This is a genomic window from uncultured Methanobrevibacter sp., assembly GCF_902801725.1.
GTDB lineage: Archaea > Methanobacteriota > Methanobacteria > Methanobacteriales > Methanobacteriaceae > Methanocatella.
Map to the genome: position 1 here is coordinate 36,047 of NZ_CADCJB010000006.1, position 23,620 is coordinate 59,666.

The 23,620-nt window shown below is 33.5% G+C and carries 32 protein-coding genes; 4 read left to right on the top strand and 28 right to left on the bottom strand.

Annotated features, from left to right (window positions below; translation table 11 throughout):
* Positions 1-382 precede the first annotated feature (382 nt).
* From QZV68_RS02005 to QZV68_RS02050, 10 genes are all read right to left on the bottom strand, one after another.
* The gene (locus QZV68_RS02005) at positions 383-997 is read right to left on the bottom strand and encodes a phosphopantothenoylcysteine decarboxylase (protein WP_296878096.1); all 615 of its coding nucleotides are present in this window, start codon (positions 995-997) and stop codon (positions 383-385) included.
* A gap of 31 nt (positions 998-1,028) precedes the next feature.
* Entirely contained in the window at positions 1,029-1,541 is a 513-nt protein-coding gene (locus tag QZV68_RS02010; protein ID WP_296878098.1) for a flavoprotein, read from the bottom strand.
* Positions 1,542-1,563: 22 nt separating this feature from the next.
* Positions 1,564-2,103, bottom strand: coding sequence for a PsbP-related protein (locus QZV68_RS02015; protein WP_296878100.1), 540 nt, complete (start codon positions 2,101-2,103; stop codon positions 1,564-1,566).
* 20 nt (positions 2,104-2,123) lie between these two features.
* Positions 2,124-2,849: an endoglucanase gene (locus QZV68_RS02020; protein ID WP_296878102.1), complete on the bottom strand. Its 726-nt coding sequence runs from the start codon at positions 2,847-2,849 to the stop codon at positions 2,124-2,126.
* A gap of 62 nt (positions 2,850-2,911) precedes the next feature.
* Positions 2,912-3,715 carry a prephenate dehydratase gene (gene pheA, locus QZV68_RS02025; protein ID WP_296878158.1) on the bottom strand — a complete coding sequence of 268 codons (804 nt, stop codon included), beginning with the start codon at positions 3,713-3,715 and terminating at the stop codon, positions 2,912-2,914.
* Between the two features lie 34 nt (positions 3,716-3,749).
* Positions 3,750-4,550 (bottom strand): CBS domain-containing protein, encoded by an 801-nt coding sequence (locus tag QZV68_RS02030; RefSeq protein ID WP_296878104.1) that lies wholly within the window; start codon positions 4,548-4,550, stop codon positions 3,750-3,752.
* A gap of 22 nt (positions 4,551-4,572) precedes the next feature.
* Positions 4,573-5,508, bottom strand: a complete 936-nt coding sequence (locus QZV68_RS02035; protein ID WP_296878106.1) for a CBS domain-containing protein — start codon at positions 5,506-5,508, stop codon at positions 4,573-4,575.
* Between the two features lie 63 nt (positions 5,509-5,571).
* Positions 5,572-6,270, bottom strand: coding sequence for a 7-carboxy-7-deazaguanine synthase QueE (locus QZV68_RS02040; RefSeq protein ID WP_296878108.1), 699 nt, complete (start codon positions 6,268-6,270; stop codon positions 5,572-5,574).
* Positions 6,267-6,785: a 6-pyruvoyl tetrahydropterin synthase family protein gene (locus QZV68_RS02045; protein WP_296878111.1), complete on the bottom strand. Its 519-nt coding sequence runs from the start codon at positions 6,783-6,785 to the stop codon at positions 6,267-6,269. Before QZV68_RS02045 ends, QZV68_RS02040 begins: the two co-directional genes overlap by 4 nt.
* Entirely contained in the window at positions 6,782-7,375 is a 594-nt protein-coding gene (locus QZV68_RS02050; protein ID WP_296878113.1) for a DUF366 family protein, read from the bottom strand. The genes QZV68_RS02045 and QZV68_RS02050 overlap by 4 nt, the downstream gene beginning before the upstream one ends.
* A gap of 175 nt (positions 7,376-7,550) precedes the next feature.
* Between QZV68_RS02050 and QZV68_RS02055 the strand changes: the two genes are divergently transcribed.
* From QZV68_RS02055 to cas4, 3 genes are all read left to right on the top strand, one after another.
* Positions 7,551-8,624, top strand: a complete 1,074-nt coding sequence (locus QZV68_RS02055; protein WP_296878115.1) for a DNA polymerase subunit beta — start codon at positions 7,551-7,553, stop codon at positions 8,622-8,624.
* Between the two features lie 298 nt (positions 8,625-8,922).
* Positions 8,923-10,401 carry a sodium-dependent transporter gene (locus QZV68_RS02060; RefSeq protein WP_296878116.1) on the top strand — a complete coding sequence of 493 codons (1,479 nt, stop codon included), beginning with the start codon at positions 8,923-8,925 and terminating at the stop codon, positions 10,399-10,401.
* 135 nt (positions 10,402-10,536) lie between these two features.
* Complete coding sequence (cas4, locus tag QZV68_RS02065; protein ID WP_296878118.1) at positions 10,537-11,328, top strand: CRISPR-associated protein Cas4; 792 nt, start codon at positions 10,537-10,539, stop codon at positions 11,326-11,328.
* Between the two features lie 59 nt (positions 11,329-11,387).
* Here cas4 and QZV68_RS02070 read toward each other — a convergent pair whose 3' ends face one another.
* From QZV68_RS02070 to QZV68_RS02150, 17 genes are read right to left on the bottom strand one after another with little or no spacing between them, the layout of a single operon-like run.
* A complete protein-coding gene (locus tag QZV68_RS02070) occupies positions 11,388-12,047 on the bottom strand; it encodes a DUF5612 domain-containing protein (RefSeq protein WP_296878120.1) in 660 nt (219 codons plus the stop codon).
* Positions 12,040-12,303 carry an energy-converting hydrogenase B subunit P gene (locus tag QZV68_RS02075; protein WP_296878122.1) on the bottom strand — a complete coding sequence of 88 codons (264 nt, stop codon included), beginning with the start codon at positions 12,301-12,303 and terminating at the stop codon, positions 12,040-12,042. The genes QZV68_RS02070 and QZV68_RS02075 overlap by 8 nt, the downstream gene beginning before the upstream one ends.
* A 10-nt stretch (positions 12,304-12,313) precedes the next feature.
* On the bottom strand, positions 12,314-13,312 hold the full coding sequence (locus QZV68_RS02080; protein WP_296878124.1) for a respiratory chain complex I subunit 1 family protein: 999 nt from the start codon (positions 13,310-13,312) through the stop codon (positions 12,314-12,316).
* Positions 13,313-13,315: 3 nt separating this feature from the next.
* The gene (locus tag QZV68_RS02085; RefSeq protein WP_296878126.1) at positions 13,316-14,443 is read right to left on the bottom strand and encodes a nickel-dependent hydrogenase large subunit; all 1,128 of its coding nucleotides are present in this window, start codon (positions 14,441-14,443) and stop codon (positions 13,316-13,318) included.
* A gap of 12 nt (positions 14,444-14,455) precedes the next feature.
* Positions 14,456-14,902, bottom strand: coding sequence for an NADH-quinone oxidoreductase subunit B family protein (locus QZV68_RS02090; RefSeq protein ID WP_296878128.1), 447 nt, complete (start codon positions 14,900-14,902; stop codon positions 14,456-14,458).
* Positions 14,903-15,394, bottom strand: a complete 492-nt coding sequence (locus QZV68_RS02095; RefSeq protein ID WP_296878130.1) for a 4Fe-4S binding protein — start codon at positions 15,392-15,394, stop codon at positions 14,903-14,905.
* The gene (locus QZV68_RS02100; protein ID WP_296878132.1) at positions 15,395-16,801 is read right to left on the bottom strand and encodes a 4Fe-4S binding protein; all 1,407 of its coding nucleotides are present in this window, start codon (positions 16,799-16,801) and stop codon (positions 15,395-15,397) included.
* A 12-nt stretch (positions 16,802-16,813) separates the two neighbouring features.
* Positions 16,814-17,059, bottom strand: a complete 246-nt coding sequence (locus QZV68_RS02105; RefSeq protein WP_296878134.1) for an energy-converting hydrogenase B subunit J — start codon at positions 17,057-17,059, stop codon at positions 16,814-16,816.
* Positions 17,059-17,535, bottom strand: a complete 477-nt coding sequence (locus tag QZV68_RS02110) for an MnhB domain-containing protein (protein ID WP_296878136.1) — start codon at positions 17,533-17,535, stop codon at positions 17,059-17,061. The genes QZV68_RS02105 and QZV68_RS02110 overlap by 1 nt, the downstream gene beginning before the upstream one ends.
* Complete coding sequence (mbhE, locus tag QZV68_RS02115; protein WP_296878138.1) at positions 17,532-17,813, bottom strand: hydrogen gas-evolving membrane-bound hydrogenase subunit E; 282 nt, start codon at positions 17,811-17,813, stop codon at positions 17,532-17,534. The genes QZV68_RS02110 and mbhE overlap by 4 nt, the downstream gene beginning before the upstream one ends.
* On the bottom strand, positions 17,806-18,141 hold the full coding sequence (locus tag QZV68_RS02120; RefSeq protein WP_296878140.1) for a hydrogenase: 336 nt from the start codon (positions 18,139-18,141) through the stop codon (positions 17,806-17,808). Before QZV68_RS02120 ends, mbhE begins: the two co-directional genes overlap by 8 nt.
* Entirely contained in the window at positions 18,138-19,592 is a 1,455-nt protein-coding gene (ehbF, locus tag QZV68_RS02125) for an energy conserving hydrogenase EhbF (RefSeq protein ID WP_296878142.1), read from the bottom strand. Before ehbF ends, QZV68_RS02120 begins: the two co-directional genes overlap by 4 nt.
* On the bottom strand, positions 19,585-19,971 hold the full coding sequence (locus QZV68_RS02130) for a cation:proton antiporter subunit C (RefSeq protein WP_296878144.1): 387 nt from the start codon (positions 19,969-19,971) through the stop codon (positions 19,585-19,587). Before QZV68_RS02130 ends, ehbF begins: the two co-directional genes overlap by 8 nt.
* Entirely contained in the window at positions 19,971-20,213 is a 243-nt protein-coding gene (locus QZV68_RS02135; protein ID WP_296878146.1) for a DUF4040 domain-containing protein, read from the bottom strand. Before QZV68_RS02135 ends, QZV68_RS02130 begins: the two co-directional genes overlap by 1 nt.
* Entirely contained in the window at positions 20,206-20,628 is a 423-nt protein-coding gene (locus QZV68_RS02140; protein WP_296878148.1) for a cation:proton antiporter, read from the bottom strand. The genes QZV68_RS02135 and QZV68_RS02140 overlap by 8 nt, the downstream gene beginning before the upstream one ends.
* Positions 20,625-20,891 (bottom strand): hypothetical protein, encoded by a 267-nt coding sequence (locus QZV68_RS02145; RefSeq protein WP_296878150.1) that lies wholly within the window; start codon positions 20,889-20,891, stop codon positions 20,625-20,627. Before QZV68_RS02145 ends, QZV68_RS02140 begins: the two co-directional genes overlap by 4 nt.
* Before the next feature lie 36 nt (positions 20,892-20,927).
* Positions 20,928-21,242, bottom strand: a complete 315-nt coding sequence (locus QZV68_RS02150; protein WP_296878152.1) for a monovalent cation/H+ antiporter subunit E — start codon at positions 21,240-21,242, stop codon at positions 20,928-20,930.
* Between the two features lie 294 nt (positions 21,243-21,536).
* Here QZV68_RS02150 and QZV68_RS02155 point away from each other — a divergent pair, with 294 nt between their 5' ends.
* Positions 21,537-22,502, top strand: coding sequence for an arsenic resistance protein (locus QZV68_RS02155; protein ID WP_296878154.1), 966 nt, complete (start codon positions 21,537-21,539; stop codon positions 22,500-22,502).
* On the opposite strand, the gene QZV68_RS02160 is transcribed toward QZV68_RS02155, so the two are convergent.
* Positions 22,492-23,202 (bottom strand): metal-dependent hydrolase, encoded by a 711-nt coding sequence (locus QZV68_RS02160; RefSeq protein WP_363136819.1) that lies wholly within the window; start codon positions 23,200-23,202, stop codon positions 22,492-22,494. The genes QZV68_RS02155 and QZV68_RS02160 overlap by 11 nt on opposite strands.
* Between the last annotated feature and the right edge of the window lie 418 nt (positions 23,203-23,620).

Sequence of the window (23,620 nt, forward strand, 5' to 3'; positions counted from 1 at the left end):
TTTTATCAAAGATTAATTTGCTTATTTTATTTGAAAAAGTATTACTTATCAATGCCCTAATCAGCTTAGAATATTATATTTTTTATCAAAAAATCAAATCAAATAGCTTTTTAAATTAAAATTAATATCACATCAATTACACAAAATTCATGACAAAAACAAAATTAATTCTAACTCAAAACTGTAAAAAAAGAAATATGGAACAGATTAACATTTCATCAATTTCAAGAATCTGCTTGTAGATTGCAATCAATTATATTAAAATAATGATTAAAATAAATGATGATTTACAATATAACTAATTAAATAATTGATTAATATTTTAAAAATTTAGAAAGATATTTTGAAAAATAGTTTTATTAATGGATACATCTACATGCAATTATAATCTTTTTGAAATTTCATCGAAAATTATTTTTGCAATCTGCTTTTTTGAAGCATATGGAACAGATAAAACATTATCATCAACAAGCAATACCTCATTGTTATCAGATCCGAACTGACATCCTTGCTTTGAAATATCATTGGCAACGACTAAATCAGTCCCAGCATCTGAAATCTGCTTTCTGGCGCATTTCACCATTTGCTCATGGGAGATATTGAATTCCGCTTTAAAGCCAACCAAAAATATATCAGGATTAATCTTTTTAATTTGACGTATGATTTTTGTAGTAGGCTTCAAATCAAGATATAATGATTTGCTTGAATCAATTTTTTTATCTGATTTCTTTCTAAATTGAAAATCAGATACTGCAGCCGCAGAAATAAAAATGTCATTATCAGGAACCAAACTCAAAATGGCATTATTCATTTCAACTCCGGTTTCAACATTGATAACATTAAAAACAGAAGGAATTTCCACAGTAACATTAGCTACAACCAAAGTTAAATTAGCACCGCGAATATAAGCCTCCTTAGCCAATTCTAAACCCATTTTTCCAGAGGATTTGTTGGTTATACCTCTAACTGAATCAATAGGCTCATATGTTCCGCCCATACTTATTAAAATATTTTTGCCTTTAATAGTATCAGTCCTTTTTATTCAAGTTTATAGCCCTTAATGATTCAAGAACGATATCCTCTTTTGACGGAAATTTGGCTTTTCCCTCATCCATCCTAGGATTAATGAAAATAGCAGACCCTTCTTGTTCAATCTTTTTTATATTCTCTTCAATAGCCCTATACATGGAATCATGCATTGATGGAACAAAAATAATTGGTGTATCGTGACCATAAGCAGTAATCAATAAGGTTGAAATAGGATTGTCGGCTATTCTATTGGCAAATTTCGATATTGTGTTTGCGGTAGCCGGAGCAACCAAAATCAAATCTTCCTGAGAATACTTGACATGCTCTATATCCCCTGTCAATTTAGTCACTACGCTATTTCCTGTAGCAAATTCCATAGAATTCGGATGAATAATTTCACAAGCTGCCTCACTCATAAAACATTTTACTTCAACATCATTTCTTCGAAGTTCACGAGCTAACTTAATAGATTCGGTAGCAGCAATACTACCAGTAACACATAAAATAATCATTTAAAACACCAAAAAAAAGAAATTATGTAATTTGAATGTCTGATAAAATATAATCAAATACATACAAATTAGAATCAAATTTATCTACCGGTGCACTATAAAGCAAAACATAAGCCTGTCCACCTTTTTCAAACCAAACCGCTTTATGTTCTTTTACAACATTATTCTGATTGGAAGTATAAATATACTCCAAAGCCTCATGTCCCGCAATCATGGATGGACCTGAAGAAACCAGATCATAATTATTATTATTTTTCATAGGTTCATAGGTGCTATTTACAAATGTCCCAAAATCACCGTCAAAAGGTTTCTTCTCTATATTTATATTTACTTGACCTACACCGAAAGAGTCAACAGAGTCCGCTTTTGAAATAGCCATTATAGAGTATGATGAAAGAGAATCTGAATAACCCCAATTAGAAGGATATTTAATTGTAATACCTGATTTAGATAAAGTTAAAACAGATGTATCGTTTGACTCTGCACTAACACATGCCATAGATACAAATACAATCATCAATGCTAAAAATACAATACTTCCTTTTAATAAACTGTCATTCATTAAAATCACCTCAATAGGAATTAATTCCCATTACCTCCAGATTGCTGATTTGAACCGCCACCGGAATCTGTAGAGGAAGAACCTTGGTCTGAAGAACCACTATCCTGACTACTTGAACTACTTGAAGATGAATCTGATCCCGAATCATAGCTATTCGAATTACTTGAAGAATAGGACGTAGTTTCGACAGAACTGGATGTTGGAGTGTAACTACTATCAGAAGAGCTATAGTTGGTATATGAAGTTGCAGTTGAAGTGGTTGGAGTGGAAGTTTGATTAAGCTCGAGGAATGCTGTATCTTGAACAACCGCTATGGAATTAGCCTGAGACACGGTATCAAAATCCATATTAAAAATACCATAAGCTACACCTGCAGTGAAGCCAACTACCAATATCAATAGCAATAACAATTTAAAAGTGCCGCTATCCATAGAAGATTTTTCTTTACGATTATACTTTGCGTCACCCTTTTTAGGGTTAATAATATATTTTTGAACCAAATCTTGTTCTTCTTTCTTTCTATTTTTGGTAGGTTTTCTACTTCTCTTTTTCTTTTTAGAATGATCGGCAGATTTGCCTTGCATAGACCGGATTCTATTAGATGCTGCCCTAGCATCAATAGTATTTAACTTATCTTCATATTTAGAACGAAAATAACTATATTTCTCGGCAGAAATTTTTCCGGACCTGTAATCATGTTCCAAACTGCTCATGATTTTAAGAAGTCTTTCTCTATCGTCTGTCATTCCCTACCTCCTCGAACTTTTATAACATTATAATATATATCAATATTAATTTATAAGTTTACCTAAAATTCAGGGTAGGAACCTAAAACTTTAAAAAAATAAGTATTCTCTTCAATTTCATTCAAAATATTTTTAACTAATGCATCATCAATATGACCATTGAAATCAACAAAAAACAGATATTTGCCCAAACCCTCTTTAGATGGTCGGGATTCAATTTTAGTTAAGTTAATGTTATTTTTTTCAAAAATTCCCAAAATATGATACAAACTGCCCGGGCGATCTTCATAAATAGAAAAGATAATTGATGTCTTATCCTTGCCTGTCATTTCATGAGACTCTTTTGAAAGTACGACAAATCTTGTTTCATTATTGTCCATGTCCTGAATATTTGATTCCAGAATTTCCAAACCATACAATTCAACAACCTTCTTATTGCAGATGGCAGCCTTTGATTTTTCACCGATGATACTTTTAGCCGCTTTTGCAGTACTTATTGAATAGTGAGGCTGAATTTTATGATTTCGAATATACTCCTGACACTGGGCAATAGCCTGAGCATGGGAATACACATCTTCAATATCCTCCATTTTAGTTCCAGGATTGACAATCAGATTTTGATTGATAGGAATGATGACTTCTCCGAATATTTTCAAATCGTATTTATGTGCCAATTGATCCAAAGTAATGCCAACCGGCCCTTCTATTGAATTTTCAATTGGAACAACACCATATAAGCATTCATCATTATCTATGCTTTCCATTACAGCAGGAATGGTACAATACGGAACAAGATTCTCGCCAACAATGCTTGCAGCTTCATGACTGAATGTTCCTTTAGGCCCTAAAAAAGAGATTGAATAAATGCGAACCCCTCCAAAAAAATAAAAAAAAGGATATTTAAGATTCTAATTTTTGAATTAGTCTTAAAATATCGGTTTGGGTTATGATACCAACAACCTGATTATCTTCGACAACCGGTAACCCATTAAAACCGGTTTCCATGATAATGTTTGACACTTCGGTTATTGACATGTCCTTTGAGACAGATGTCGGATTTAAAGACATTATGTCTTCAACCAGAAGCTCCTTAATTTGAGATTTCTGATATTTTTCCGGAACTTTTTTTCTAAAGTCAATGAAAGCTCTCATCAAATCTTTAGAAGTAATCATTCCAACAAGTTTATCATCATCTACAACAGGCACTCTTCCGATTCTAGCTTCAATCATTTGTCTTCTAGCATGGACAATTCTTTCAGTTGGAGATACAACTGTTAAATCTTTAGACATTATTTCTTTTACAGTAATCTTATCGAATGCAATTCCTACTGCGAGAGTAACAAAGTCAGCTTTGGATACAATTCCAACCATTTTATCTTCATCCATAACTGGAACGGATCCAATTCCTTTATCCAACATTATTTTTGCCACCTCATCCAATTGCATTGATTGAGGAACTGTAATTACATCTTTAACCATTACAGATGAAATATGAAGTCTTGATGCAGGCATGCTTTCATATTTTGATGAACCAAGCTTATTAGCGATATCTCTTTCAGAGATAATTCCCACTAATTCTTTATTGTTGGTTACCGGTAAACGAGATACATTATGTTTACGTAACAATTTCAATGCATCAGAAAGATTTTGGTCTTTATCTATAGTAATTAAATCTTCAGACATCAAATTCTTAATTTGCATATTATCATCTCCCATTAAATGTTTAATATCTTTTTACTGCTCTTAAAATATCTCTTTCAGTAATAATTCCCATTATTTTATCATCTTTAACTACAGGAACACCACCAATATTCTTCTCAGCAAATAATTCGCATAACTCACCGATAGTCATAGTTGGAGGAATTGTAACAGGTTCTTTAACCATGATTTCGGAAATTACTGTTTTTAAGACATCAGTGGCCAAATTGGAATTTAAATTATCGAATAATTCCTTTGCATTTAAGAATCTAATAATATCGGTAGAAGTAACAATACCTAATAATTTTTTAGCTGCTTTGGAGATATCAGCTTCACCACCAACAATAGGAATTCTTCTTAAACCATTTCTTACCATGATTTTACATGCTCCTTCAAGAGGAGTTCCAGGGGTTGTAGTGAATACTTTAGCACTCATATAATCTTGTACAGTTTCTTTAGAAGCAATACCTGCTAAAGATAATGCAATATCCCTTTCAGTTACGATACCGACAAGTTTTTCATCACCATCAACAAGAGGAATAGCACCTAATTGATTTGACAACATTGTTTCAATAGTTTCTGCAATTGAAGCCTTATTGGACAATGAAACTACATCACGAGTCATGATTTCTCTAACCGGTTCATTGATAGCTGCCAAGAAGTTGTCTTCATATTTTTTTTCAATAATGTTAAATTTGCTTCCTCCACCAAAGAAGTCCAATATATCCATTACTGTAACAATACCTAACACCTTACCAGAACCAGGGTCGGTAATTGGTAATCTTCTAAATTCATGTTCCATCATTACTTTAGCAGTATCTTTGATACTTTTTGAAGGAGGAATTGAAATTACATCTCTTGATGCAATAGCCATGATGTCTCCTTCTTTATCATGAACTTTAGTTTCACGTTCAATTGCGCCTGTGTTTGATTTTCTGTTAATGGATGTTTTATCTTTCATTTTCACACCTCTACTAATCATACTACCTATAAAAATAAAATCACTATATCAAAAACAAAAATATTACTCAATATCCAAAATTTTGTGAATTTGAGGAATGGTGGAAACTTCAAAATATTGCCCAACAATTTCTGAAAACTCAAATAATTTAAAATTAAGGTCCTTCCATTCAGTTAATGGACTAGAAGGTTGGATAATTATTTGAAGGTTACTTTTGCTTGAAATATTATCTGATAATTTTTTGATTACCTCTTTAAATGACTTTATTTTTGTTGAAGGCAATATAACTACTTTACAATATACATTTATAGACTTCGCCATTAATAAATTTAGTGATTTAATTTCATTGGAAAAAATTTCAACATCAAAATCACCGTCAAAATGTTCGGGCAATTTAATATCCAAAGAAACCATATCCAATCTATCAATCAAATCAATGTTATCCGGCAGAGTCCCATTTGTTTCCAGCATAATATTTAATTCAGTTAATTTTGAAACTTCATTAATGAAGTCTGGATACAGACTAGGTTCACCTCCAGTAAATGAAATAGTTCTGCAATCAGGAGTTAATAATTTATTTATTTCATCAGTTACTTGCTGAGGTGTCATTAACTTGCCTGATTTTTCAGATTTACTATCATTGGTGTCGCAATAATTACAATTCAAATTGCAACCTGCGAATCTAACAAAAATCTGTCTTTGACCTATTAAAAGACCTTCCCCCTGAAAAGAGGAAAATATCTCAATAATTGGAGCTTTCATTCTATATCTTTCCTATACATTGCTCCCTGACCAATTCCTTCATTTACACATACTGAAACGTATTCCAAATTGTCATAAGTTTCAGATAATTTTTTAGCCAATGTTTCTGCGAAAAATTTGGACAATTCTTCAGCTGAAGTATATGGCAATGGTAAAAATACACAGTCAACTGCAGGAACAGAATAACCTTTACCATCAATTTTAAATCTAACAGAATTTTCTTTTTTCAAATCAAAAATTGAATCTTTGTTCTTATCAAATTCTTTAAATTCTATCAAATCATTGTAAACAGGAATTAACAATCTGTGATCTAGTTCATCGCAGATTGCTTTAGTATAAGCTTTAATATCTTTAAAATCAACTACAAATTCGAATTTGCCTGCCCTTTCACCTTCAATTTCAATATCAACAAAATAGGAATGGCCATGAATAAATCCACATGATTCATGACCTGGAATTACATGGGCAGAAGAAAATCTTAAATTTGATTGAATACCATTTACTAAAATTTTCATCCTAACACCTTAGTTTTACTTATATCATTTTCAATAGTTTCCAACTCATCAATAAACCTAGAAACAGTTTCATTAATTAAATTTAACAAATTGTCATTGTTGAATACATATTCGCCATTGACTTTAATATCAAATAATCCAATGGTTTCCACATCATCCGGAGTTCCCTTATCTTCCAGATTAAGTGCAAAGTGTATTTTAGCAGAGCTTAAAGAAACACTAGCAATGGAAATGGACAATTTTCTATTTTCAACAAAGATATCATCTCCCTCTCTTTTGGTTGAAATGCCATATTCTGTCAGTATTTCCCTAAATATCATGACCAAAAGTCTTTGCCTTAAATAGGAAACCCGCATATTTGTAGGCTGTTGGTCAAAAAACTCACATATGAAATTAACCATATAATTTGATTTGATTTCCAAACCAACATCGGCAAAATCCTTTAGATTATCCGGAGCGATGTTAACTGGGCCGATCCATGTAATTATAGACGATCCATAAATTCCAAACTCCTGAAAAGCCCATGACGGATTGATTTGACTTCCATCATATTCAAATATTTCATCAACATGCTTATGAGTAATAGTCATAACTTATTATTACTATTTATTTTTATTTAAATATTGAGATTAAAACAAAAAAAAAAATCTAAATATAACCTAAATTAATTGAATTGATAACTTTCATCACGACCCGAACTAACACGGCATCATTAGTAAAATTTTAATTAATTAAAATTAAAAATTAAAACTAGGAGTAAAAATTATGAAGCAAGTAAGAACAAGAGACTTTGTCTACACAAGCGATGATTTGTATTTCGCATCCACCAATTACATCCACCCGGAAAATAGGGTAATCTCATTCTTAAGGTATATACCAGACCCTGAAGGAGACCGTGAAAAAGACGGAAAACATTATAGAAAAGTAGGATCTGAAGAGGCATACTCATATTTACGTGAAAACTATCCCGATTATTTGTATTTTTCAGAAGTTACCAATGTTGAAATGATGGGTGTTCCATTGGATAAAGTTGAAAAAATAATAAAACCTGAAGAAAGGCTTTTAGGCCTTAAAAAGACTTTTGATGAAGGAGGGGAAGTCAAAAATCCGGAATTGATTTCAAAATTAATGGATGTTGCGGACTTTTTCCATTTCATGGCAGACATTCCATATGACCACTTGGGAATTTCAGGTTCAATCCTGCCCGGCCTTCAAAAAAGTGACGTATCCGACCTTGACTTTGTTGTCTATGGTTTGGACAATCACAGAAGAGCAATTGCTGCTTTTAAAGAAAATAGAGGAAAAGAGGTCTACATCGAAGAAGTTGACAAGCACATTACCGTTGAAGGAATTACCAATGATTACTGGGATTTCGTATACGATAAAAGAATGTTCGATGAAAGCCTCACCAAAGAAGAATTCAGATGGTACGAGAATAGGAAAGCAAACAGAGGAACAATCAATGGAACATTATTTGACATATTAGCTACAAAAGATTATGATGAAATTGAAGGAACATGGGGAGATACAGTTTATGAGCCTCAAGGAATATCAAAAATTGAATGTGACATCGTAAGTGCACTTGGAGCATTTGACAATCCTTCACTTTATACAATTAATAACGTTAAGGTTTTAGATGGCGTGGAATTTCCGTTAACAGAAATTGTTTCATTTACACATACCTATGCCGGCGAAGTTGTTGACGGCGAACATGTGATTGCCAAGGGCAAAGTTGAAAAAGTCATCATCAATGGCGAGTTTTCACACTACAGAATAGTTGTCGGAACCACCCGTGAAGCCATCGATGAATATCTCAAGCTTAAAGAGAGCCCAGTCTAAGACAGCTCAAAATATGAAATGGAGAATTTGATAACTCCTTTCATCTAATCTTTTAACATATTGCAACATCACCACCCTATTTAAAAAACATTGAATGAACTATCCCTTAATATCACTATTTTTTCTAAAATTGAACAAAAATCATATTAATCATATTATAATTGTTGATTTGAAAACAAACACTATTTAAATTGACCAAATAATCTTTTGGATTTATTCAGAGATTTTTATCAAAAATAATACATCAATATATAAACTTCAAAAACCTAAATAATAATATTAACTTTAATGTGATAAAATGACAGAGACAAAAAAACAAGAGTGGAATAGTAATCTTGCATTTATGATGGCAATGATTGGTTCTGCTGTTGGTCTTGGAAACATTTGGCGTTTCCCAAATGTTTTGTACTCCAATGGTGGAGGATCATTCATGATTCCATATATTGTTTCCCTATTTTTACTTGGAATTTCATTTGTTCTTGTAGAATATGCTGTGGGATTCAGATTCAAAAAGTCACTTGCAAGAATATTATTTTCAGTTAGTAAAAAATTAGAACCCATAGCATGGTTTATACTATTAGTCGTATTTTTAATAACAACTTATTATGTTTGTGTTGTTGGATGGGATTTAATTTACATTTTCCTAAGTTTTACAAAAGCATGGGGATCAAATCCTGATTTATACTTTACAAATAGTGTTTTACATTCAACAGATTCAATATCTGGAATATTTACAATCGTTCCAACAGTGCTTGCATCAGTATTCGCCATCTGGTTTTTAGCATGGTTGATTCTTAAAAGAGATTTGAACGAAGGAATTGGTAAAGTAAGTAAAATATTGCTCCCACTGCTATGTATAATCGTCGTAGTTATTGTTGCATTTTCCCTAACATTACCTGGTGCATCCGTAGGTTATACGCAGATATTTACACCTGACTGGTCTGCACTAACCAATTTAGACGTGTGGCTAGCCGCATTTGGACAGATCGTATTTTCACTAAGTTTAGGTATGGCAATCGCTATGACATATGCAAGCTACCTTCCTGAAGGCTCAAAATTAGTGGACAATGCAGTTCTGGTAGCATTTTCAAATTCAGGATTTGAAGTATTTAATTCAATCGGAATTTTCTCCATCTTAGGATTTATGACATTAACCAGCGGAATTCCATTTAATGAACTTGTAACATCAGGAACCGGACTTGCATTTGTTGTTTTCCCACAAGTATTCAATATAATGGGACCTGCAGCATATATAATTGGACCATTATTCTTCCTGTGCATATTATTCGCTGGAATTACATCCGTTATTGCACTTCTTGAAGGAGTTTGTTATTCAATTTCTGAAAAATTCCTCATTGATCGTAAAAAAACCGCCACAGTTGTCTGCATTATAGGATTTCTTATTTCAACCCTATTTGCAACCGGCATAGGAAGTACAATTTTAGGAATATTCGATGGATTTTTAAACAATTTCGCATTATTACTTGCAGTACTTATTGAATGCATAATCTTCGGTTGGATTTACAAATTCGATAACCTGATTGAAACATTAAACAACAACTCAACAATCAAAGTAGGAAAAACCTGGAAAATCGTTATTAAATACATATTGCCAATTTGTATTGGAGGCCTTTGGATTCAAGGAATTTATTCAACATTAACAACTGCCGATAGCCTCAGTACAACAATAATGATAATATTAACCATAGTATTAATTGTTGTTCCAATCATCTTTACAAAACTGCCAGCAATCAACAAAGATTACTACAACGTGTGAAATTAACTTTAAATAGCTAAATTACTAGCTATTTACTTTTTTTATTTTATTTTAACTAATTTAACGCATTTATAACTTCTAATTATTTATATTATTAAGTTTAAAGTAATATTACAAAATTTAAGAGGTTATAATATGATAAATATTTCTTCAATAAAAGCACATATGTTCTGTCCAATGAGCCTATATATTCAAACATTCAACGATAGCGAAAAAAGCAATGAATACCAACTGGCCATTGAGATAAAAAAGCTTAAAATTGACATTCAAGATTTGATTCAAAAGAATATGCGCAAAGTAAAAAAAGAAATGAGTATTGCAGAAATTGAAAGCGAACTATCCGAAAACATTGATTCATTTATCAAAAGCAATACCAATGCAATAATTTCAATGGATTTACCAATAGATCCAGAACAAATCAATGAAATAATAGACAGCACATATTTCAATATAAAAATAACCGCATTGAGAATACAACAGGCCATGACCATCTATAAAAAGGATGCATTCGCAATAATCGACATGTTTTTTCCCAACTGTATGTATTCATATCTATTAAAGGATCCCCAACTGGAACTTATTGGAGTATGTGACAAAATAGAGATCGTTGATGGAAAATATTATCCAGTTACAATAAAAAGCACCAATCCACCATTAAAAGGGGTTTGGGACCAGGATGCTATCGAACTGGTATCATATGCAATACTTCTTGAAGATGAATTTGATACTGAAGTTTTCGTGGGATTCGTCGATTATGAAAAAATCAATGAAAGAAGACCTGTAGTGATGGATGTCAATCTAAGAAAGGGATTATTTGAAGTGATAAGAGAAATAAAAGAGATAATTGAAAATAAAAAGCTTCCAAACGTTAAGATAAATCCTAAAAAATGTAACAAATGCCAATATGAAAATTATTGCATCAAATAATCTAAAAAAGAGGGAGTTTAAAAAAAAAAACTCCCCTATATGTCCATAAGCATGAAAAATTAAAATTTTATATTGGCCCCTAGTCTTTTAATGTCAAACACTGCAGTGTCGGCAACTGCCATTACTGCAAGTACACCTGCTTGAATAGGGTCTGTAATGATTAAATCGGCATGTTCAGTAACGCTGCCCGGCATGTTAAGGGAAATTACAATCAAATTACTTTTTTCTTTAACATTTTTAACCGCTTCAGTAATTTCGCCACCCATAAGTGAACCTGCCAAGACCAATGCATTAACACGAGGCAACCTTGAAATAGCTTCAATAGCTTCTGCCAAGTTTTTTTCACCGACTAAAGGAATGGTATCTATACTGATACGCTCTCCACGTATATTGTGCCTATCTGCCTCTGTGATTGCACCATTTGCCACTTGAGATACCTGCGCTCCACCACCAACAATAATTATACGCTTACCATAGATATCCAACTGGGAACCATGCAATTCTACAGACTTGATTTCACGAATCTTATTCAAATCATTAAGCAAATAATCAATATCTTCAACATGCTCCAATTCCAAATTAATGGAACCCATATTATTTTTTTCAACAAAAAGATGAACATAACTAATATTAGCACCATGAGAAGTGATAACATCAGTAATATCATCCAAAACTCCTTTTTTTTCGTATGATTGAATTGTTAATGTATAATCATTCATTTTTTGGCCTAATTTTATCTAATTCAGCATGCGCTCTTTTCCATAAGCTTAAAAAATTGTCTTTATCAGTTACCGGAATAACATCAAGACCCAAATTCTTATGTTCAGCAATCCATTCCTCATGAAAAACCGGTATTTCAATCTTGATTGATTCAGAGGTTTTATTTACAACGATGACATTCCTATATGGAAAATCCCATTCAACGATGTATCCTCCAAGACTTACCATATGATATGGTCTCATAACAAACTTCAAAATAATCACCTCATAATAATCCAAGCACAATAGCCAATATTCCAAGCAATGTTGCTCCCAAAATTGTAGGCAATAATTGCCTGTTTGTAAATACTGGGCTGAATGCAGAAAAGATTCCCATCATGAATACAAATATCAATGCCACAGCAACATTAATTAGAATTCCCCATGAAAGAATTGTCGGAGGCACTCCAATAAACAATACTGAAAATATTGCACCAAGGACAAACATGAAAAATCCTCTAGTTAAATAAACAACAGCCCTGTATTTAGATGCATATTCCATGTAAGGTCCTTCAATAACATCGCTTTTTGCCTTAATGATTGAGAACGGATATTCATTCAATATTATCATATATCCTATGAAGAATACAATAGCTGCAATTGCTCCGGATAATGTAAATAAAAATGGTCCGTTTGCCTGTTGGTATGCCACAATATCAGACAGGAAAATACTGCCTGCCGCAGTTATCGGAGCAAACAAAGCCAAGTATAATGGAAAAGAACCATAAGTAATCATTCTTAATGATCTTCTGGCACTTATATCTTCAATAAATGATCTGTTGGCATTCAAGTGGGTCGCACCTTTTATTAAATCCGGAAACGGCATATTGACAGACATTACAGATTTAGACAATGCCCCCATCAATACGTAACATATCTCTTCGACTTTTAAAAATCCAACAATAGCCACCAGGCTTGAAAGAGCAGGAATCTGGTATGCCTGAGGAGTTAATGCAACAAGAATGCATAAAACTACAATAAAACAGATTATCGGTAATGATTTATACAATCCTGAAACAGGAGATGAAACTTCAACATTTTCTTTAAACATGAATTTGATTGGAGCCATTATTCCCGGAGAAATTACTATCGGCCCGATTCTTTGTTGAATTCTTGCATGAATATATTTTCTTTCAATTCCCGGAAGCAATGTTGAAATTACAAAACAAACAAGCACTGTAATAATTACTGCAAGAATTGAATAAATAACAGTATTTTCAAACATAATCTATCTCCTAATAACCTCAATTGCCCTGTCAGAACATGTGAAACATGGGTCGCATTGTACAATACAGAGTTGTGCATCAGTAAGCTGGTCTCCGATGCATGCATACTGCATAGCACCAATGTTAGACATTGAAGGTGTTCTGATAATAGAGTGCCTTACTCTACCACTTTCGAGAGCATAAGAATGATACAATGTTCCTCTTGGAACTTCAATATAACTTTCAATAATATCTGTGTCAAACATTTCCCAATCCCTGTTGATTACTTTTCCTTCAGGAATATTGGCAATTGCCTGACGAATAATCTTGATGGATTCAAATGATTCAAGAGCCCTCATCAGCAGATTAGACTTGACGTCCCCATCAGGTTGGGTTACGACATTATAGTCAAAGTCATCATATTCAAACATTGTTGTTCTCAAATCCCTTGCAACGCCGGTTGCCCTTAAAGTTGGTCCAGTTACTGCCAATTTTATGGCCTGTTTTTGAGGAAGAACACCTATGCCAGAAATCCTTGACATTACAATAGAATCGGAAGTGAATCTATTTGCAAAATCTGTCAAACCCTCTTCTACTTTATCCATATCCTCTTTAAGTCTTAACAGCTTGGCTTCATCCAAATCACATCTAGGCCTTACTCCACCTAAAACGGAACAACCGTACTGAACTCTGTTTCCCCCAATCATGGCAAGCAGTTCCATTACGATTTCCCTTAAATAGAATACTCTCATTGAAAATGTTTCATGAGACAATACTTCACAACCATGCGCCAAATACAAGAAGTGTGAATGCAAACGTTCAAGTTCACCCATAATAACACGAATGTACATAGCTCTTTCAGGAATTTCAATGCCTAATCCTATTTCAGCAGTTCTGCATGAATTCCATATATGTGAATTTGAACAGATCCCACAAATTTTTTCAGTAAGTGAATTGGCTTTTTCAACAGGAAGTCCTTCCATGATTCTTTCTATTCCCCTATGATTAACACCAATAGTGATTTCAGCTTCTTGAACTATCTCATCCTCTACAAAAAACCTTACCCTATATGGCTCCAATGCAGCAGGGTGAACTGTACCCATTGGAATTTCAGTTTCAATTATTTTGCTTCTCGGTACTTTTTCATCCATTTGATCCCCTCTCTAATCCGCATCTAATAATATAGGTAATAATGATACAACTCCTGCCAAAACATCTTGAGGCCTTACGGCACAACCCGGAATTTTTGCATTGACCGGTATGATATTTTCAACAGGTCCTTCGATTTCCTCTGACGGGATGTCAGCAGAACAATTTTTATACACTCCCCCCATCAAAGCGCAACTTCCTGCAGCCACAACCAATTTAGGATTAGGAATAGCTTCATATATTGCCTCCAATGGTTTTCTGTTATGATATGTAACAGGTCCTGTGACAACCAGAACATCAGCTTCACGAGGATTCCATGTTAAATACACATTGTATTGTTCAGCATCAAATCTTGGTGATAAAATTGAATTAACAATTTCAATGTCGCATCCATTACATCCGCCAGTATAAACCAACATGACGTGTATTGCTCTTGCTCTTGAAAATGATTTAATTCCCATCTAATCACCTTCCTCCCTATTTCTTAATACAGTATTATCTGATAAATATTGTGAAATAACTTTGAGTTTATCATCTGAAATTTTAAACGGTTGATTTAGACAATCGTCAAGGTCCACTTTCTGGTCACCAACACAGCTTGGATGTATTGTTCCTTTCTGACCGTAAAGTGAGAATATTGGGCAAAAATCATGACAATAGTAACATACAACACATTTTTCAAGATTAATTTCAGGTACTTCACTTTTAATCCAGTTATCAGTTAATTTTTTAGGACTTGCCAATCCTTTCATCTCAATTGCGCCTGTTGGGCAGACATTAGCACAACCACCGCACCCAATACAAGCTGATTCATCGACTCTGTCATCAACTTCGACTGAAAGGGTGGATATCTGTCTTCTCAATTCCATATCAGTAACCCTATCGGCTGCAAAAAAGATTCTTTTAAAGTTAGTAAAAGCTCCTTCTAAAGCTATTTTAAGTAAATTGCTCATTTAAATACCCTCTATTGAATCTTTAAAATTTCTTTCAAATAAAAATGCCTTTGCAGGACATGAATTCTTACATGCTCCACAATATGTACAGTTATCTTCATTAACAACAAATTGACCATCAATCTCATCAATAGCATCATATGAACAGATTTTATGACATAGCCCGCAATGCATGCATAATTGCTGTTCAATGAAATTGAATCCGTCCTTAATCTCATTCTTATACAATGTAGTTTTAGGAATGGCATCAACAGGACAATGGACAGCACAGTTTTCGCATAAAATACATTTGTCCAAATCAACAGAAATTGACCCTCTGTTTAAGGTAATCGCATCTTCCTGACATACTTCACAGCATATTCCACATGAAATACAATCATCAGACACTTTACCATCCCATGTATGAGTCATGAATTGACGAGCGTTAGTTTCATCACAAACCTGGACACATTTTCCACAGGATACGCAGAAACCGGATAAGGCAGGCAATTCCTTATCATCATACTCATCATAGATGAACATCTCCTCATCCTCATGCAATGTGTTGATAGGGCATGACCTGATAGCCATCTCATGAGCCACATCTTCAGTATCTGAAGTTGGATCATATCTTAATTTGCCATTATCCTTTACCAATGATCCGTTTTCACATAAATCTGCACATAAACCGCAGTTAAGACATGACACGATAGAACCTGATGGTTTTTGATTAAGTTTATTTACAATGATTTTAAAGTTATCGACAGAAATTGCACCATGAGGACATGCCTTCATACAGTTCAGACAAAGTGTACATGATCCCCTATTAACCATCTGCAACTTATTCATTGATCCGTTTGGACATACATCAGCACAAAGCCTACATTCACTACAAATTCCTTCATCTCTATCAATGGATACTCTAATTGCACTTGTCGGACAGTATTCCCGACATCTGCCACACAGGATACACTTATCCACATCAGTTCCAACATATGTCCTTGAAACTTCAGCAGCCTTATTTGACTGCTTGTGAGGAATATCATCCCATGGAGGATTTAAAATATTAAATGATTTAATCAAATTAATTTGTTTGTCCTTTTCAACTTCAAATCCATCGACACGATTTGGACAAACTTCGCTACAAACTCCACAACGTGAGCAGATACCATAAACGATTCCATCTTCAATAGTGATGTTATTTGTAGGGCAGTTGTACATGCACATTCCACAGCCGTTACATTTAGCCCTATCTACAACATATCCACCATAGATATTCTGGAATATTGCTCCGTTCGGACAGTTTTTATGACATATTCCGCAGGTAAGACAGCTGAATGCTTTTCCATTGACATATTTAATGGCTTTTGTAGGGCATTTCTTAATACAATCTCTTTTTCCATCACATGTATTAGTTGACAAAAACATTATAAAAACCCCTTATTTACTCCTTGCAAATAGTAGTTTGCCTACAAAAATCCCAATTAAAGCAGATAAAAATCCTGTTGACAAGGGCAAGTCTGTGTAAAACGGAAAATTGCCAACTTGCCAAGCTACAATAATACCTGCAATAATAATTACTACAAATGCGCCAAGAGTGAAATGAGTATCATCAATAATCTTAATTTGAGAACCGATAATGACACCCAATATCAATCCGAATATAATTGGTCCAAGACTTAACATTATTCACTCTCCTCCGCAATCTTCTTAAATCCTGCAAATGCTATGACAATTGAGGATAATCCTACAAATACTTTTAAACCAACGAATATATTGAGGTACGGAATGATACCTGCATTAGTAACATCAGGATAGTGGAAAACATTTTGGATAGCTGCAGGAACTATGTTGAGCACATCAGTACCTACATTGTAAAGATAAAATCCGCCAACGAACAAACCGATTAAACCGAATATGACAAAGCCCAATGCTCCGACAGATTCAAGAACTTCAATATAGGTATGGGACAATTCCAATGGAGAATTACCCAATCCATAAACAAGTATAGACAATATGATTCCACTGGCTATCATTGCACCTCCCTGGAAACCTCCACCAGGAGTTATATGTCCTCCAAGGATAGTCATAATACCTAAACAAATCAATAAGATTGAAATTGGTAAAGATATAAGTTTTAAAATTACGCTACCTTGACTCATCGTTTATCCCCCAATAATCCTCTACCGAATATAAGCAATACCACCAAACCGGCAGTTAATAATATAATTGATTCACCTAATGTATCATATGCCCTGAAATCAAAAATCACAACAGTGACCATGTTTGGAGCGATTTGAGTTCCCAATGCATTGTAAATATTACTTACACCAGGATTAATGATGTTACTTATATGAAATATGGCATCAGCCAATGTTACTGAAAATATTGCAGTCAATACGGCTGCAAGTAAATTACGAACTGTAGTCTTATCAGACAAGATTACCACCCCAGTATAAGAATGCTACAAGAATTGAAATTGTTATAATAGCATAGAACAACATTTTTTCAAGTGAGTCTTCCTGTTCTAATTTGAATTTAGGAATGAGCGGAATATTTGAAATCAACACAATGGCCAAAATAAATGTAACTATTCCTGCAAGCAACATATTTACATGCCTTAACAATATTGCAGATAGCACTAATGAAACGATAAGGAAAATTTCTGCAGTTATGCTACCTGAAACGTCTGCATTAGTTACAGGACCAGGTGAAAACAATTTTCTGAATTGCTTTACAACATTGAAAATTTGATCATACAGTTTCATAATATTCCTCCTACAAAGTTAGAAATTCCGTTTATAACAATATCTGGGAATATACCGAGTAAGATAATTATTATTAACAATATTCCCATTGCAAAAATCATTGCACGTGGAACTTCCTTGTTTTCTACTTCCAAATCATTAGGTTTTGGCTTTAAGAACATTGAGTAATATGTTTTTACAAATACCACAAATGTAGCTATACTCACCATAATCGCCAAAATGGATATTTCAGGGAATCCGCAACTTAAAGATGCCTGAACAAGCATTAATTTTGATTGGAATCCGCTTAATGGAGGAACTCCAGCCATTGCCAGACCGCCTATTAAAAGCATCAGACTTACTTTCGGATGGTATGCCAAAAGCCCTCCGAGTTTTCTTGTATCCACTTCATTAGTTGCATTGACTATAGCGCCAAATCCTATGAACAGCAATGCAGTAATCATTATTTCATTTAATGCCTGGAAAAGACCAGCAGTTATTGAAAACTGAGTTCCAAGACCAATACCTAAACCAATAAAACCTAACTCTCCAACAGCTAAAAATCCAATCATCCTTCTGAAGTCTGTTTGGGTGAGTGCCATGGATACGCCCAATATCATAGCCAAGATAGAGAAGAATACTATGAGAACTTCAAATATTGGAAGTGTTGAATAAATTCTAAACATAATCAAGACGATTGAAATCATTGAAATGACTGTAAATGATTGAAGTAATGCTGCACCGTGAGGTTCCGCTTTTGAATAGATTCCAGACTTGATGGTATGGAACGGTGGTAAACCTGAAGCGTATAACCAACCAAAGAATATTAATGCGAGTGACATCAAGAATACTGGAGAAGTAACATTAATTAAACCATTGTGAACAGCAGCGGCAATATCTGTGACATTTACAGTACCTGTCATAGCCAATAGGAATCCAATTCCTAAAAGCATCATAGGAGATCCTATGGACCCCAAAATCATATATTTTAAAGCCATTTCATAACTGTAATTAATTGATGAAGCTGCGACAATACCAACCTGTGCAAGAGCCAAGATTTCAAAGAACACAAACATGTGGAAAATATCATCAGTCAAAAGCATTGCAGTTACTGCGGCTGTACCTAAGAACAGCAGGAATAAATAAGGTCCTGAAACTTTCCTGTATTTGGTTAAATAAATAAATACTACAAGGAATGTTAAAAGGCCAACCATAGCGATGAATACCTGCTGCAAGAATGTAAATGAATAGGTAATCGCAGGATGGTAAACCGCATTTGTCACATTGTCCAAAATCGGCTCATAACCCCCAAAGTAATGAAGGCCATAATTAGATGCCAATGGTATGATTGGAAGACATATTGCAACGACCAATGCAAAAATCTTAGTTACAGTATTAAACCTTGAAAATGCACTAATAAGCAATGCAGCCATCAATGGAACAATAACCATAAGTGGAATTAATTCATTCATTGTATTCCTCCTGTTTTGATGTGTCGGCTAACATTACCTTAGTTGATAAAGTACCGTATTTTTTATAGATGACCATTACTAAAGCTAGCATGACTGCCAAAGTACTTGCTCCGATTACAATACTGGTAAGTACCAGTCCAAAAGGCAATGGATAAGCAGCATTTGATGCGAACCAGGTAGTGTTCATATCCGGCATCAAAATAGGCACAATACCTCCTGCCTTATAACCAATAGCAACAATGAACAGATTAACGCCCTCTTCAATAAAACTAATACCAATGATCTTTTTTATAATATTGTCGACAAAAATTGCAGAGTAAAATCCAATTATTATCAATGCAGCAGATGTCATCAATATAATAAGCTGTGTCTGTGCCATTAGCTATCCTCCCTTTGAGTTTTTTTAACAGCCAAAGCAATGAATACTGGAATGATTGCTGCGCCAACAATAGCCTGTGTTAAAGCAACATCCGGAGCCAGAAGCACTTGGAAAAGAACTGCCATAGCCCCTCCAGAAAATCCAGTCAAAATTGCTGTTTTCAATAAATCTTTTTGAATAAGAGCAAGAATTGCACTTAAAACCATTATAATACATAATACTAATTCTAACATCTTACTCACCTTCATCAATTTCCAATGTAGTTACTGAAAACCTTTCGTCAGCTTTGAGTTTTTCTGAATTTTCACTTTCCAAAGCTTGCATCTTTTCTTTAGGATGTAAAAACGGATGGTCTTCACCTACATCTTCTACAACATTTTGTAATTCCAAATTATTTTCTCTATCTTCTTTTTTCCAATAAGCATTAGCTATTGCATGTGCTGTGAATGGTGCTAAAATAAAGTAAATTCCAGCAAGTAAAAACTGACCTAAAGCAATCATAGCAATGATACATGCAACATCAAATAAACCTACAATGTGGATTCTCGCATAAACTTTATTCTTTGTGTTTTTACCTAAACTTACCAGTCCAATTGCAGAAATGATAATTATTACCGCCGATATGATAAGAAGGATTGATTGAACATACTCTATCATTCATCATCACCTCCCAAAACAACAGCAAAAGCAATTGTACCTACAAAACCAAAGAATATTAAAGCTAATGATATATCTCTATAAAAAGCAAGATTGTATATCTCCCCACAAATGAGCAAAGCAACAGCGAAAGCATTAACAACTATAGAACTTCCTAAAAGCCCCATTGATGTGGATTTATATGCACTTGCTCTTAAAGCAGCCAGCATCATTATAATTAATGCAATAACCACAATAAATTTTGAAATAATCAATATATCCATACTATCTCACTCGATTTTAATTAATAAAAAGAAAACTTATTCCAACATTTTCTTTATATACTTTTCAAAAGGAATAATATCCTCTTTACTTCTTGGAGAAATAGCAGCTACTTTGATAATGTTATTTTCAGTGTCTAAATCAACAGACAAAGTACCTGGAGTTAAAGAAATACTATTAGCCAAAATTGTTTGTGAAACCGGCCTTTCAAGTACCGTTTCAATATCAACAATTACAGGATCAATATTTCTTCCTAATACTCCCTTAAACGCAACATCAATTGTTGATTTAAGAATCTCGTAAATAAGGTCTAAGAAATAAATAATTCCATAACCAATTCTAGTCAAAAACATTAAACAAGCTCCATTTCATTATTATGATTAAAAGTCAATAACATTGACAATTGATACATTATTATTTATCATGATTATTTATTATAAATGTATGCTTTTTTAAAAAAACAGATTGAAATCTGTATTAATTATATCAATAGTTATATAAAAAATAGATAAACGAATATAATCATTTTACGGAATATATACTGTTATCAAAAATTTATAGCCATAAAATAGTGAACAACTATTTTTTTAATAATAATTAAATAATATTAACAATAGATTTAGTTATACCTAAAAAATGGTGTGGACATGAAACTAATAGAAAAATTGGAACCTGCAATAATATTTTCTGCAGTGATTATCGGACTGCTGTTCTCAAACTTCAAAGCAATCACAGCCAGCAGCGATTATTTAATCAGCATTTTCCTAGGCATGATGCTTTTTGGATTGTTTCTGGAAGTACCCCTTAACGAATTGAAGAACAGCTTTAAAAATGTCAAATTCACATCAGCCAGCCTGATAATCAATTTCATATGGACACCGTTATTCGGATATTTCCTAGGATCATTGTTTTTAAAAGGAAACATTGACATATTTATCGGATTTTTCATGCTAATTTTAACACCCTGCACCGATTGGTATTTAGTATTTACCAAAATAGCAAAGGGAGATTTGAGCCTAAGCCTATCAATACTTCCTATGAATTTAGTACTGCAAATCATCCTTCTTCCGATATATCTAATAATTTTTTTCCCAATTGGAAACATGGATTATCTACAAATCGCATATTCATTCATAATCATTATTGCAATCCCATTTGTTGCAGCACAAATCGTCAAATTGATATTGAATGACAAAACAAATGAAAAGGTAGCAAACTTATTTTCATCCCTTCAAATCGTGTTTTTATCTCTTGCAGTATTCTGCATATTTGCATCGCAGGGAGGACAGTTATTTGCAAATCTAGACTCCGTTGTGAAAATATTCGTGCCGTTAATCATATTTTTCATTACAAATACAGTAATCGATTTGCTAGTATCTGAAAAAATTAATTTCACATATTCAGAGTATGCAAGCCTGACAATGACCACATTAGCCCGAAATTCTCCATTGGCTTTAGCAATTGCAATCAATTCCTTCCCAGGACATGAATTGATATCCATTGCACTGGTAATTGGACCTCTTATTGAACTTCCCATACTTTACATCATATCAAAATTTTGCCTCTGGGTCAAAAATTCAGGACTGTTTTTTGCCTGCGGCATTAAGATTTAATCCCCAGATACTTTTCAAACAAACTAAACAGAAACGGTGCATGATAACCTATGGCAAAAAGCACCAGGACAAATATGGAAATTAAACCAAAGTTTATGTAAACTTTTTTTGAAGATATCGGAGCCAATATTTTAATTCCAGCAGGAGTGAATGAATCCAGAACAATATGTGAAAATAACCCCAAAAACAATGCCAAAACAATTTCAATGTAAGTGACATTAAGATTATCGATTAAAAACAGGCTAACAAAAAACAAAGGCAAAAATACCAGCAACAACTTCTTGTTTAAAAACAAAAAGCTTAAAAGAGCTATTAAAATAGCCATGACCAAATAGGAATTGTTCAAAATGGTTATTCCCATTACTAACTGATATCCCCAAATCAGTATTAAAGAAACCGCAGCAGTTAACGTTAAAACACCGAAAATAGAATGAGTAAAGCTCCTGTGTTCTGAAAAATAGAACGTTGCTCCTAAAAATACAATAATCAAACCAATGAAATAAGGTAATTTAAGGATATAAAGTGAAATGAACACGATTAATCCCAATATAATCAACTTATAGACATGATCTTTTTTAAATTTATGATCAAAATCCGGAATGTTTGCACCAATAAATGTTAAAGCAATTAACAGAGGATTGTGAAAAAACATTAATGCGAGCAGAAGTGCAAATAGAGAGTGTCCTTTATAAGAAGATATATAAATCACCTTACATTATTGAACTCCTCAACCACATGAGTCAAGGGTTTAACTTCACGACATTTGCTGCGATGAGCAGGCTGTCGTGCCCTCCCCCGTTTCGAAGGTTCGGACAACAATGTTAATTGACTTTTTTATCATTGGAAAAAAACATACCAAAACATTGCCATTGCCATTTATTATTTAATGCAACGTTTATATTTAAAGTTCATCAGAGAGCATTTGGAAAGTAATACTCACATTGGTGCAATTCATCCATGACTTGTAGAATTCATGGTATTCTTGCATTTTTAAGATAAATAAAAAAATAAGAAAAGAATAGAAAGGTAAACCCTTCTATCTTCTAACTTTAACGCTTGTTTTTATGAAATCTTTTAAGAAGGATATTTTTACAAGATAAGTTTTTCCTGCTTGAAGA

What these genes read in the sequence shown, in the direction of transcription:
- QZV68_RS02005 (WP_296878096.1), bottom strand. Translation starts at nt 997, where the DNA reads ATGGGCGGAACATATGAGCCTATTGATTCAGTTAGAGGTATAACCAAC.
- QZV68_RS02010 (WP_296878098.1), bottom strand. Translation starts at nt 1,541, where the DNA reads ATGATTATTTTATGTGTTACTGGTAGTATTGCTGCTACCGAATCTATT.
- QZV68_RS02015 (WP_296878100.1), bottom strand. Translation starts at nt 2,103, where the DNA reads ATGAATGACAGTTTATTAAAAGGAAGTATTGTATTTTTAGCATTGATG.
- QZV68_RS02020 (WP_296878102.1), bottom strand. Translation starts at nt 2,849, where the DNA reads ATGACAGACGATAGAGAAAGACTTCTTAAAATCATGAGCAGTTTGGAA.
- QZV68_RS02030 (WP_296878104.1), bottom strand. Translation starts at nt 4,550, where the DNA reads ATGCAAATTAAGAATTTGATGTCTGAAGATTTAATTACTATAGATAAA.
- QZV68_RS02035 (WP_296878106.1), bottom strand. Translation starts at nt 5,508, where the DNA reads ATGAAAGATAAAACATCCATTAACAGAAAATCAAACACAGGCGCAATT.
- QZV68_RS02040 (WP_296878108.1), bottom strand. Translation starts at nt 6,270, where the DNA reads ATGAAAGCTCCAATTATTGAGATATTTTCCTCTTTTCAGGGGGAAGGT.
- QZV68_RS02045 (WP_296878111.1), bottom strand. Translation starts at nt 6,785, where the DNA reads ATGAAAATTTTAGTAAATGGTATTCAATCAAATTTAAGATTTTCTTCT.
- QZV68_RS02050 (WP_296878113.1), bottom strand. Translation starts at nt 7,375, where the DNA reads ATGACTATTACTCATAAGCATGTTGATGAAATATTTGAATATGATGGA.
- QZV68_RS02055 (WP_296878115.1), top strand. Translation starts at nt 7,551, where the DNA reads ATGAAGCAAGTAAGAACAAGAGACTTTGTCTACACAAGCGATGATTTG.
- QZV68_RS02060 (WP_296878116.1), top strand. Translation starts at nt 8,923, where the DNA reads ATGACAGAGACAAAAAAACAAGAGTGGAATAGTAATCTTGCATTTATG.
- cas4 (WP_296878118.1), top strand. Translation starts at nt 10,537, where the DNA reads ATGATAAATATTTCTTCAATAAAAGCACATATGTTCTGTCCAATGAGC.
- QZV68_RS02070 (WP_296878120.1), bottom strand. Translation starts at nt 12,047, where the DNA reads ATGAATGATTATACATTAACAATTCAATCATACGAAAAAAAAGGAGTT.
- QZV68_RS02080 (WP_296878124.1), bottom strand. Translation starts at nt 13,312, where the DNA reads ATGTTTGAAAATACTGTTATTTATTCAATTCTTGCAGTAATTATTACA.
- QZV68_RS02085 (WP_296878126.1), bottom strand. Translation starts at nt 14,443, where the DNA reads ATGGATGAAAAAGTACCGAGAAGCAAAATAATTGAAACTGAAATTCCA.
- QZV68_RS02090 (WP_296878128.1), bottom strand. Translation starts at nt 14,902, where the DNA reads ATGGGAATTAAATCATTTTCAAGAGCAAGAGCAATACACGTCATGTTG.
- QZV68_RS02095 (WP_296878130.1), bottom strand. Translation starts at nt 15,394, where the DNA reads ATGAGCAATTTACTTAAAATAGCTTTAGAAGGAGCTTTTACTAACTTT.
- QZV68_RS02100 (WP_296878132.1), bottom strand. Translation starts at nt 16,801, where the DNA reads ATGTTTTTGTCAACTAATACATGTGATGGAAAAAGAGATTGTATTAAG.
- QZV68_RS02105 (WP_296878134.1), bottom strand. Translation starts at nt 17,059, where the DNA reads ATGTTAAGTCTTGGACCAATTATATTCGGATTGATATTGGGTGTCATT.
- QZV68_RS02110 (WP_296878136.1), bottom strand. Translation starts at nt 17,535, where the DNA reads ATGAGTCAAGGTAGCGTAATTTTAAAACTTATATCTTTACCAATTTCA.
- QZV68_RS02120 (WP_296878140.1), bottom strand. Translation starts at nt 18,141, where the DNA reads ATGAAACTGTATGATCAAATTTTCAATGTTGTAAAGCAATTCAGAAAA.
- ehbF (WP_296878142.1), bottom strand. Translation starts at nt 19,592, where the DNA reads ATGAATGAATTAATTCCACTTATGGTTATTGTTCCATTGATGGCTGCA.
- QZV68_RS02130 (WP_296878144.1), bottom strand. Translation starts at nt 19,971, where the DNA reads ATGGCACAGACACAGCTTATTATATTGATGACATCTGCTGCATTGATA.
- QZV68_RS02140 (WP_296878148.1), bottom strand. Translation starts at nt 20,628, where the DNA reads ATGATAGAGTATGTTCAATCAATCCTTCTTATCATATCGGCGGTAATA.
- QZV68_RS02145 (WP_296878150.1), bottom strand. Translation starts at nt 20,891, where the DNA reads ATGGATATATTGATTATTTCAAAATTTATTGTGGTTATTGCATTAATT.
- QZV68_RS02150 (WP_296878152.1), bottom strand. Translation starts at nt 21,242, where the DNA reads ATGTTTTTGACTAGAATTGGTTATGGAATTATTTATTTCTTAGACCTT.
- QZV68_RS02155 (WP_296878154.1), top strand. Translation starts at nt 21,537, where the DNA reads ATGAAACTAATAGAAAAATTGGAACCTGCAATAATATTTTCTGCAGTG.